The 10,738-nt window shown below is 61.4% G+C and carries 6 protein-coding genes and 1 rRNA gene (1 of these 7 only partly in view); 3 read left to right on the top strand and 4 right to left on the bottom strand.

Annotated elements, in window-relative coordinates; translation table 11 throughout:
* Positions 1-1,184 (bottom strand): 16S ribosomal RNA (locus ACFDR6_RS15435) (it extends 305 nt beyond the left edge of the window).
* Between the two features lie 1,130 nt (positions 1,185-2,314).
* Between ACFDR6_RS15435 and ACFDR6_RS15430 the strand changes: the two genes are divergently transcribed.
* The 3 genes from ACFDR6_RS15430 to ACFDR6_RS15420 all read left to right on the top strand — a co-directional run bounded on the left by ACFDR6_RS15430 (position 2,315) and on the right by ACFDR6_RS15420 (position 6,561).
* Positions 2,315-4,378 (top strand): peptidoglycan DD-metalloendopeptidase family protein, encoded by a 2,064-nt coding sequence (locus ACFDR6_RS15430; protein ID WP_212079849.1) that lies wholly within the window; start codon positions 2,315-2,317, stop codon positions 4,376-4,378.
* 153 nt (positions 4,379-4,531) lie between these two features.
* Complete coding sequence (locus ACFDR6_RS15425) at positions 4,532-6,151, top strand: NHL repeat-containing protein (RefSeq protein ID WP_375858781.1); 1,620 nt, start codon at positions 4,532-4,534, stop codon at positions 6,149-6,151.
* Between the two features lie 83 nt (positions 6,152-6,234).
* Positions 6,235-6,561 (top strand): hypothetical protein, encoded by a 327-nt coding sequence (locus tag ACFDR6_RS15420; protein WP_375858780.1) that lies wholly within the window; start codon positions 6,235-6,237, stop codon positions 6,559-6,561.
* A 130-nt stretch (positions 6,562-6,691) separates the two neighbouring features.
* On the opposite strand, the gene ACFDR6_RS15415 is transcribed toward ACFDR6_RS15420, so the two are convergent.
* From ACFDR6_RS15415 to ACFDR6_RS15405, 3 genes are all read right to left on the bottom strand, one after another.
* Positions 6,692-8,659 (bottom strand): DUF2272 domain-containing protein, encoded by a 1,968-nt coding sequence (locus ACFDR6_RS15415; protein WP_375859120.1) that lies wholly within the window; start codon positions 8,657-8,659, stop codon positions 6,692-6,694.
* Between the two features lie 192 nt (positions 8,660-8,851).
* Positions 8,852-10,171: a hypothetical protein gene (locus tag ACFDR6_RS15410; RefSeq protein WP_375858779.1), complete on the bottom strand. Its 1,320-nt coding sequence runs from the start codon at positions 10,169-10,171 to the stop codon at positions 8,852-8,854.
* Positions 10,172-10,317: 146 nt separating this feature from the next.
* Positions 10,318-10,560 (bottom strand): hypothetical protein, encoded by a 243-nt coding sequence (locus ACFDR6_RS15405; protein WP_375858778.1) that lies wholly within the window; start codon positions 10,558-10,560, stop codon positions 10,318-10,320.
* Positions 10,561-10,738 lie beyond the last annotated feature (178 nt).

Genomic DNA, 10,738 nt, shown 5'->3' with positions numbered 1-10,738 from the left:
TGTAGCACGTGTGTAGCCCAGCCCGTAAGGGCCATGAGGACTTGACGTCATCCCCACCTTCCTCGCGGCTTATCACCGGCAGTCTCCTTAGAGTGCTCAACTAAATGGTAGCAACTAAGGACGGGGGTTGCGCTCGTTGCGGGACTTAACCCAACATCTCACGACACGAGCTGACGACAGCCATGCAGCACCTGTGCTCCAGGCTCCGAAGAGAAGGTCACATCTCTGCGACCGGTCCTGGACATGTCAAGGGCTGGTAAGGTTCTGCGCGTTGCGTCGAATTAAACCACATGCTCCACCGCTTGTGCGGGCCCCCGTCAATTCCTTTGAGTTTTAATCTTGCGACCGTACTCCCCAGGCGGAATGCTTAAAGCGTTAGCTGCGCCACTAGTGAGTAAACCCACTAACGGCTGGCATTCATCGTTTACGGCGTGGACTACCAGGGTATCTAATCCTGTTTGCTCCCCACGCTTTCGTGCCTCAGCGTCAGTATCGGGCCAGTGAGCCGCCTTCGCCACTGGTGTTCTTGCGAATATCTACGAATTTCACCTCTACACTCGCAGTTCCACTCACCTCTCCCGAACTCAAGATCTTCAGTATCAAAGGCAGTTCTGGAGTTGAGCTCCAGGATTTCACCCCTGACTTAAAGACCCGCCTACGCACCCTTTACGCCCAGTGATTCCGAGCAACGCTAGCCCCCTTCGTATTACCGCGGCTGCTGGCACGAAGTTAGCCGGGGCTTATTCTTGCGGTACCGTCATTATCTTCCCGCACAAAAGAGCTTTACAACCCTAGGGCCTTCATCACTCACGCGGCATGGCTGGATCAGGGTTGCCCCCATTGTCCAATATTCCCCACTGCTGCCTCCCGTAGGAGTTTGGGCCGTGTCTCAGTCCCAATGTGGCTGATCATCCTCTCAGACCAGCTACTGATCGTCGCCTTGGTAGGCCATTACCCTACCAACTAGCTAATCAGACGCGGGCCGATCTTTCGGCGATAAATCTTTCCCCGTAAGGGCTTATCCGGTATTAGCACAAGTTTCCCTGTGTTGTTCCGAACCAAAAGGTACGTTCCCACGCGTTACTCACCCGTCTGCCGCTGACGTATTGCTACGCCCGCTCGACTTGCATGTGTTAAGCCTGCCGCCAGCGTTCGCTCTGAGCCAGGATCAAACTCTCAAGTTGGACTTGAACTTTGAACCGGCTGATCACAACGTTTGACGAGGTCCCACCATTTTTCCGACGACCGAAGTCGCCGAGCTGCCTGCGATTCACATCGCTGGCAACGATGGTGTTTCCTTTAAAACGTGTACCGCCGAAGTCTTTCGTCCGGTCCCGATCCAGAAAGCCGAAGCTTTCTAAATGCGAGACCCGCAAGGACTCCGCCGTCCACGTTTCTCTTTCTTCATCTTCACTTGTCAAACAGCCCGAGACCGTGGAGGCCTCAACCTTCCCTAGGAGGAAGGGTTCCGACACCCTTACCGACGATGAATGAACTCCAATCGACTTGCGTCGACTGTTGTGTCACTCAACAAGGTGAGGAGCATCAGTGGCGCGTTCGCTCGCCTTGGTCAGTGACCCGGCGGCGCCGCGCTCAGTGGTTGGGGTTATAGGCCCCACCTTCCGGGCTGTCAACGCCAATCGTCAACAAATCGTCGCACAGTGGATCGCGGAAAAAATTCGAGCGTTTCCAATCGATTAGCGAGGCGTGGGGCGCAGCGGCGGGGGCGGGACGGCAAAAAATCTGAAAAAAAGTTTGCTCGCCGGCGGGCGCCGGAAGGGGCTTTAAGGCCCCCCCATTTGGCCCCTCCCCCTGGTCCCTTCCTAGCGCGACCGCCTCACGGCGCCGGAAGCGTTATAGCCTGAGGCCCGGGATCCCCAGCCAGACACCCCAAGCCGGATGGAAAGTCCCGCGAGGTCGGGCCGAGCTTCGCTCCCCCAGTCAGACGGGGGCCTTTACGGCCGGCCGTTCAGGAAACTTTTTCCATGACAGGCGCCGTACTTGAGCCACAATCCCGCGGCGTTCTGATAAGAGACAAGCTTGAATCGCGGGGATGCCAGAGGGGGCTGCCGGCGGTTTTCATGGGGTCAGAGGGAGGCGATCTTGCAGATGACGCGGCCTTCCCCTGACATTCGAAAGACATCGAGAGAGCTTTACCCGTCCAGCTGTTCGTAATTCCAGCCGGCCCCATCCGAGGGGCCTTCTGAGCGCGGACGCCTGTGCGGCTTGCCTTTTTCCGGCGATCCCCCTTCAAGAGGGCGGCCAGGGACGAGGTTCGAAACGGGCTTCTTGGGTCGTTGATTGGGGGACTTGAGTGAACCACAGGACGTCACGCGGCGCTTACGGGCGTGAGACCGGGATCATCGATCTCGGCCACGAGCCGCCGCTGTCCGTCGATGGTTCTGAAGCCGCCGTGATCGACCGCCGCCGCGTCTCGGTGCAATGGTTCAGCGGCACAATCTTGACCGGACTCTGCGGCGCGGCCCTGATCGGCGGCGCCGTTTTCGCATCTCTCGACGGCGAAATGACCTTCGCCAAGGTGCCCGAGCGGGTCGAGGGCGCGCTGCGCGGCGCATTCGGCGCCGCCGATCGCGCCGCCACGCTGCACAAGAGCGACCGCCTGCCGCCGCCGAGCGAGTCCACGGCCTCCCGCAACATCGTGCGCGTCTCCACGGTCGCCCGCGTCGGCAACCGCGACGTGATGCGGGTGCGCCCCTTCGTGCGGATCGCCGGCAATCTGTCGATGACGACGAGCGATCTGTCGGCGAAGATTCCGCCGTTCAACGCCCAGCGCCTGCTCACCGATGTCGGCTCCGATCCGAAGGCGGCGGCGGAAGACCCCAACAATCCGGAAGCCGTCGAGCCCGACGCGGAAGTCTCCTTCGTCACCAAGGACCTGTCGCCGGTGCTGCCGAAGGCCAAGATTTCCGCAGTGGTGGCGCTCGACGACATCCTGATGCGGGTGCGCGACGCCGCCAATTGGCGCGGTAATGGCGGAGTGCGCTACGCCTCGCTCTCCAATGCCGCCGCCGACATCTCCGGCGCGACCGGCCCCTCCGACATCAGAACCGCCTATGCCGCCGAAGCCTCGCCGTCCGATCCCTATGCCGGCTTCGAGACGCGCGTGGTGCCGGAGAACGTCACGCTGCTGCCCAAGACCAAGGAGCAGATCACCGGTGGCAATCCGAACGGCGAACGCGTCCATCTCGTCAAGAAGGGCGACAGCGTTGCCGGCGTGCTGCGCGATCTCGGCGCCAACGCCGACGAGATCAAGGCGATCACCGCGACGCTCGGCCCCCGCGGCCGCGACGGCGGCCTCAAGGAAGGCGAGAAGCTCCGCATCCTGATGGCGCCCGCAAGCCCCGGTGCCCGCCTCCAGCCCTACCGCGTCGTCGTCGCCAACGAGACCATGGTCGAGGCGATCGCGGCGCTGTCCGATCTCGGCAAATACGTCGCGGTCGACGTCTCCAGCATGAACACCGTCGCCGACGCTGCGGCGAGCGCCAGCAGCGACGACGATGACGACGATGACGGCTCCGGCGTGCGGCTGTACCAGAGCATCTACGAGACCGCGATGCGCAACAAGGTGCCGATGCCGGTCATCGAGGACATGATCAAGATCTATTCCTACGACGTCGATTTCCAGCGCAAGGTGCAGCCGGGCGATTCCTTCGACGTTTTCTACGCCGGCGAAGACGAGGGCGTGACGTCGAGCGAAAAGAACGACGTGCTGTTCGCCTCCCTCACCGTCGGCGGCGAGACCAAGAAATACTACCGCTATCAGAGCCCCGACGACGGCGTCGTCGACTACTATGACGAGACCGGCAAGAGCGCGAAGAAGTTCCTGGTCCGGAAGCCCGTCAACAACGCCATCATGCGCTCCGGCTTCGGCGGCCGCCGCCACCCGATCCTCGGCTATGTGAAGATGCACACCGGCGTCGACTGGGCCACCGCCTACGGCACGCCGATCTTCGCCTCCGGCAACGGCCTGATCGAGAAGGCCGGCCCCGAGGGCGGCTACGGCAAGTACATCCGCATCAAGCATTCCAACGGCTACGAGACCGCCTACGGTCACATGTCGGCCTTCGCCAAGGGCATGGAGGCGGGCAAGAAGGTGCGTCAGGGCCAGGTGATCGGCTTCGTCGGCTCGACGGGCCAGTCGACCGGCCCCCACGTCCATTACGAAATCCTGGTCAATGGCCGTTTCGTCGACCCGATGCGCGTGAAGCTGCCGCGCGGCCGCTCGCTCGAGGGCCCGATGCTCGCAAGCTTCGAAAAGGAGCGCGACCGGCTCGAGGGCATGATGAGCGGCCGCGGCGGCGCCATCGCCCGCATGTCGGATGCGACCGGCGGCCCGCTGCAGGTCACCAACCGGTAAGCCGGCAACCGGCTAAGTCCGGCCGGACATCTCCAAACACGATTCGAATTCACGTTGACCGCGCGAGGCCGTTGCGCGGCGTCACAACGTCAAGTTTCGTTTGCCAAAGCGGCGTCAGGGGCGAATACTTTCCAAAAAACGGGAGGTCTCGCCATGAAGAACAGGCTCGCCTGCGCAGCCGTCGTCGCTGCGTTTTTCACCGCATCGAGCGCGTCAGCCGACGGTTGGGAAGTGACAAAACTCGTTCCGGGCTCGCCGTTCCATGGCGTGCACGGGCTCGGCATCGACAAGGCCGGCCACCTGTTCGCCGGCAGCGTCGCCGGCGCAGCGCTCTACGAGGTGGACATCGCCGGCGGTACCGCCAAGGTTGCAATCCCTTCTCCCGTCGGCATGGCCGACGACATCGCGTTCGCGCCTGATGGCACCATGGCCTGGACGGGTTTTTTGGCCGGCGATCTCTATTCACGCAAGGGCGACGGCCCGATCAAGAAGCTCGCATCCGGCCTTCCCGGCATCAACTCGCTCGCCTTCCGCAAGGACGGCAGGCTCTACGCCACCACCGTCTTCCTCGGCGACACGCTCTATGAGATCGACGTCGAGGGCACCAAGCCGCCGCGCCAGATCATGGAGAAAATGGGCGGCCTCAACGGCTTCGAGTTCGGTCCCGACGACAAGCTCTACGGTCCGCTCTGGTTCAAGGGGCAGGTCGCCAAGGTCGACGTCGACAAGGCCGAGCTGACCGTCGTGGCCGACGGCTTCAAGGTCCCCGCCGCTGTGAATTTCGACTCCAAGGGCAATCTCTTCGTGATCGACACCGCGCTCGGCCAGCTCGTCCGGGTCGACACCAAATCGGGCGCCAAGACCATGGTCGCGCAACTGAAGCCTTCGCTGGACAATCTCGCCATCGACGACAAGGACCGCATCTACGTCTCCAACATGGCCGACAACGGCATCCAGGAGGTCGATGCCGCGACTGGCCAGGCCAAGCAGATCATCATCGGCAAGCTGGCGCTGCCCGGCGGCATCGGCGTCACCTCGGAGAACGGCAAGGACACCATCCATGTCGCCGATGTATTCGCCTATCGCACGGTGAATGGGGCGACCGGCGAGGTCACCGAGAAGGCGCGCATGCACGCCGCCGGCACCACGCTCGAATATCCGATGAGCGCGACGGCCAGGGGCAACGATGTGGTCCTGTCGAGCTGGTTCACCGGCACCGTGCAGGTGATCGACGGCAAGACCGGCGCAACGCGCGACATGTTGCACGGCTTCAAGGCGCCGCACGATGCGATCGTGCTCGCGGACGGCAGCATCCTGGTAGCCGAGCTCGGCACCAAGTCGCTGGTCAAGGTGAGCGGCGAACATGGCAAGGACCGCACCACCCTGATCGGCGGCCTCGAGGGCCCGGTTGGCCTCGTCGGCGGGAAGACTGACGAGGTCTACGTCACCGAAGCCTTTGCAGGCACCGTGTCCCGGATCGACAGCAACGGCGAAAAGACCGTCCTCGTCAAGGAGCTGAAAATGCCCGAGGGCATCGCGCGCGGGAGCGACGGCAAGCTGATCGTGGCGGAAGTCGGCGCGAAGCGTCTGATCGAGATCGCGCCGGAGAGCGGCACGGTGACGGAGATCGCGGCTGGTCTGCCGATCGGGCTCACGGGTGCGCCGGGCGGATTGCCGACGCATATTCCGACGGGCGTGGCCGTCGGCGCAACCGGCGTGATCTACGTCAGCTCGGATCTCGAAAATGCGATCTACAAGGTCGTGAAGAAGTAGGAGCCGCCTGCAACGGGACCGGCGGGAACCGGCACGTCGGTTCCCCGGTTAGAGGCTGACCGAAGCCAGCAGGAGGATCGCCCATGACGCGCCTCTCACGCGACGATGTCGTCAAGGCCGTGGACCGCGCCGACGACGTCACCATTGCCCAGATCATCGGAACCGGCGCCACCGCCGAGGAGCTCACCGAGGCCCAGGCCTGGCTCGTCAACGACGAGCCGATGATCAACGACCTGCGCCCGCTGGCGCAGGGCCGGGTGCGCGAGCTGGTGGATATTTTGTCGGAGCTGGAGGAGGATGAGGAGGAAGGCCCGGCCGATCTTGGCGCCGCATCCGCAGTCAGTTGGCGAGCCCGACAAGACGAGGCACCCCGGAGGGAGAGATCTTTCTCCGGGCCTTGTCGTCTCTGAGCGGGTGCACGAGGGCACACGAGGAAACGAGTCTCCGTGTGGTGCCCCCTTCTCTGCAAGGGGAGAGGGAACGGAGAGAAAGTCGCTGTTGGCTGAACACGATTCTGCTTCCAGCGGTTCTTCCTCGGGATCAGCGCTTCTTCATGACGACGAATGAGAGATTCTGGCGGTCCTTGACCTTCCCCTTGGTATCCAAGGCGATTGTCTTCTTCGTGACGGAGTCGGACACGTTGCCGCCGATCAGATCGGCTTCGCCGGGTCTGACGGCCACGACGATATCGCTGTGGCTTTCATAGTCATCCGTTCTGTCGAACAGAGCCTGGGCCTCATCGAACGACATCCCACGAGTCCTTCCGGCTCCGATAATGTCTCCAACCGCCACGACCGCTTCCTTGTCTTTCAGACGGAAGCCCCAATAGGCTTTGCTGGCATCCTGCTGCTGCTGCGCCTTGATCGCCTCGCGAATGTAGGTGCAGTGCATTTGCGAGATCGTGAACGCCGGGGCTTGAATGCCGGCCTGTCTGATCATGTAGGAGATCGTCACCGCCGACCAGAAGTAGACGTCCTTCTCGATGTCCTCCAGTGACGGACGCGCTCCCAGCAGCTTGCAATAGGTATCGCGGACATAGGTCGCGAACGGGACTTCGTTGTCGACGTGTCCGACGTTTCCGGGAACCGATCTGCCCCAAAACTCCCATTCTTTCGTCGCCGCGGCAACGATCGCCGAAGCGGATTTGTCCGGGCTGATGAGTGGTCCTTGCGGCTGCCCATCTCCCGAGAACACCCAGGCATCCTGGCCAAGTTGAATCGCGTGGCCCTCGGGGGGATGATAATTCGCCGGAAACCCGTGAATATGGGAATCTGGCGGCACCCCGTAGGAGGCTATCGGGCGCGCCCGGATCGGCTCCCCCCAACTCGGGTGGGATGTCGGATTGAAGAAGTGGGTCGCCCCCTTGATCTGGCTGGCCGTTCCGCGTGCCCGATTCTGGATGTGATGAAGTGCGATCTGGAAATGCTTGTCCGACGGCTTCGGCAGCTTCTCCCAGGTCCCCAGATCATTGATCGCCGAAAACTGCTTCGGTTGATTGATGACGCCCTGGATTGTCTTCGGGAATTCCGTGCTTGGATAGATCATGCGATTGAAAACGGTATCGATCACGGCACCTATCGCATCCGTAAACATTTGCACCCCAAACTTCTCGTCGAAGTTGCCGACCTCGCTTTCGCCGACCCGGGCCAGGGCATCCACGTCCTGATCCGTGATCGAGACCATCTTTCCGCTGAACTGAATGCCAAAGATCGGATTGTCGGCGTCGGACGGCACGCTCTTCTCGATCTCATGCGCCAGCTTCTTCACTTCCTCGAAGGCCGCGGTGAACTTGTCCACGCAGGTCTGAATCGCCTCCTTGATCGTGGCTGAGCCGTCTTCCTTGAAGATGGCCTTGTTGCGCTTCAGGGACGCCGTCCGCGCCGCATCATCGTCGTAGACCTTCTTAATCACATTCAGCGATGGCTGCGTGGGATCAGCCTTCTCAGCCTGAAGCATCTTGTCGGCTGCACTCGACCCGAACGTACCGTCGTCATTGAAGATGTGCGCGAGATAGAGATCAATCGCGCTCAATCCGTGATCGGTGATCAATCCCTTGAGCAGCGTCGCCGATTTCGCCGCGAGCACGCCGGCAACGACGCATTGCGCCGTCGGGGACGCGATACTCTCCACCGTAAGTCCGGCGAGCTCGGGCAGCGCCAGAAATTTCGTCCATGCTTCTCTCGTGAACCGGTAAGCCCCGAGCGCGACCGCGTCCGCCGGATCATCGGTCTTGACGCTGGTCTCGCTCCATCGATCGCCGCTTTGAACAAACGCCAGCGCGTAGAGGTAGGCTGGATTCGTCCTGTTCAGCTCGGCATGTACAAAGCAGGCATCGGCAAAAGCCGCCTTTTCGACTTCTTTCGGAAACGGCACGTAACCGCCCGATGCCAGAACCTCGACCCCTTCGTCGACAAGGTCTCGCGCAACGACAAACCCCTTCTTGGCATTCGCGTCGACACCGTCCTTTGCACTGACGAAAACCCACGTCACGGGATTGCCGCCGATCATTTCGGTCACGGGATCCTTGGCGCCGGTATCTACCTTTTGGCCGGCAAAGATTTGCAGCTCCAGCCCGTCGAGTTCGACGATCGGAGAGTCCTCCTTGCCGTTCTTGCGCAGGAAACGATCGAATAGAAGCTTCTTGACCTCGGGCATGAACCTGTCTCCCGCAAAACGAATCTCAGGCGAGGAAAACTCGTGTCAAATGCATGTCAGCGAAATATTCCGGAACGACTTGTCGGTCAGGGTATCCGTATCGCGATCGGCAGTTTCGGCCTTCCGCGCTTCGGACATCTTGCTCTTCGCAACCTTAATCGCCGCGCGTGTCGCGACATCGAACTTGCCGGACGCCTTGTCTTTCAGCGTCGGATCGCACAGTGCGAGAATGCCCTGGAGTATCTTCACGCCATTTTCGTCCGCAAAGCGGAACTTCTCAAAGGCCGTCTGGTATCCGCGATCGATTCCGTTCAAGTCGATGCCGCACGGACGCGCTCCCAGGAAGATCTGAACCTCGGCCGCGCTCATGATCTGATTTTTGAGATTCACAAACGGCCTTGCGTTGGGACCACTGCTATTGCCGCCGACCTTCGCTTGCCGGATAGCCTCTCGCGTTGTTGGATCGAAAGTCGCGCTGGTCGGCACGCACAGGTTCGCTTGAATCGTCTGTCCGACGACTTTTGGCGTATTCCGTTCGCTATCGGTCTCTCCTCCTCCCATCGTTTCTACAGGATGGACGGGCGGCAGCGGATCGCGTGGCTTGGCCGGAAGCGACCTGATCAGAGAATCGGCGACGATCGATCTGCGGATTTGATCCGCATTCCCCTTGTCTGCAGGCTCGTTGCCGGCGACACTGTCACGGGTACGCTGGTTGATTAGATCCTCGATGTAGAACGGCGTGCAAATCAGGAGATACTCACGCAGCACATGCACAGCGTCCGGCTGAAACGCGATGTTCTTGCCCAGCTTCTCGCGAAATTGCAGGCGCTTCTGGTGCACGAGAACCTGGACCGTCGACTTCTCGATCTCGAAAAGCAGGCGGGAGTAGTAATTGGTGAAAGAGTTGCTCGCCAGGCCGAACGCCAATCCCGCGATCGCAATCGGCGCGGCGCCCGCGCCAGTCGTGTACAGCAATGCTTCCGTGAAAGTTCTGGTGTCGGTGATTTGGTCGAGAATGGCGGCGCGATTTCGTCGCCGGCTGTTCAGCCAGGCGAGATAGCTGTCGCAGCGGCGATCGATGTCGTTGAAACCCGCTCGCACCAATAGTGACCATCCAGCGCCGCCATACGGCTTCATGTCGCAGACAAATCCGGTCTCGGTGCCGTCGGCGACGACCTGAGACATTCCAGCCTGGGCGCAGAGATAGTTCAGGTACAACGCCATACGACGCGTCTGATCGACGATGTCGTCGGACGGAAGCTCCGTTCCTATTCCCCGTTCGATCAACATCTCTTCGGTCGTGTTGCAGCTGGCTGTCATCAGCGCCAGCACCAGACCCGCAACGATTCCCCAAACGCTACGCATCGACGTAATCCCGCAAGATAAATAGAACCTGTGGCGAGCCCCGATCAAATCGCTCGAGAGGCTTCGCACGCTTGCGGCCATGGAAGCATCGCGTGGATGACAGCTGTGGCCTCGTTGTGTGATCGATCTTGCGCACGGCGTACCTCTCACTTTTCGGATGTTGACGGCCCGACGTCCCAGGGCGCCTGCTCTTGATGCGCCTCCGCCGCCACGTTCAGATTGGCGGTGACGATTGCGAAAGCGCGTTGCACGTCGTCGACCACATCGCGCCGCCGCGTATTGATATTGCGGACAAGGACCCGCCAACCGTCATCTCCGCTGCCACTGGCGGTTTCCCGCCAGAAGCGCAGAATGAAAACCTGATCCGAGAGCGGCTGTTGTGAGCTCATGGGCCGAGCGTCGCATGGTGCGAATTCGGGAGAATTGCGCGATCGTTCCGGGATAGTCGCCGTCTCGTCACGGCAGCTTGTGGCGAGAATTCCGCAGCGATCGCGCCGCGATCACGGCAGAATCACGATGCGGCCGGGCAAGGCAGAGCCCTGCCCGGCCATGGTCAGGCCAAGCCTT

Origin of the sequence: Bradyrhizobium tunisiense (genome assembly GCF_042263385.1) — a bacterium.
GTDB classification, from domain to species: domain Bacteria; phylum Pseudomonadota; class Alphaproteobacteria; order Rhizobiales; family Xanthobacteraceae; genus Bradyrhizobium; species Bradyrhizobium tunisiense.
This window is presented reverse-complemented; position numbering and strand designations above follow the sequence as displayed.

Coding starts and splice junctions, on each gene's coding strand:
- ACFDR6_RS15425 (WP_375858781.1), top strand. CDS start 4,532: ATGAAGAACAGGCTCGCCTGCGCAGCCGTCGTCGCTGCGTTTTTCACC.
- ACFDR6_RS15420 (WP_375858780.1), top strand. CDS start 6,235: ATGACGCGCCTCTCACGCGACGATGTCGTCAAGGCCGTGGACCGCGCC.
- ACFDR6_RS15415 (WP_375859120.1), bottom strand. CDS start 8,659: ATGATCGGCGGCAATCCCGTGACGTGGGTTTTCGTCAGTGCAAAGGAC.
- ACFDR6_RS15410 (WP_375858779.1), bottom strand. CDS start 10,171: ATGCGTAGCGTTTGGGGAATCGTTGCGGGTCTGGTGCTGGCGCTGATG.
- ACFDR6_RS15405 (WP_375858778.1), bottom strand. CDS start 10,560: ATGAGCTCACAACAGCCGCTCTCGGATCAGGTTTTCATTCTGCGCTTC.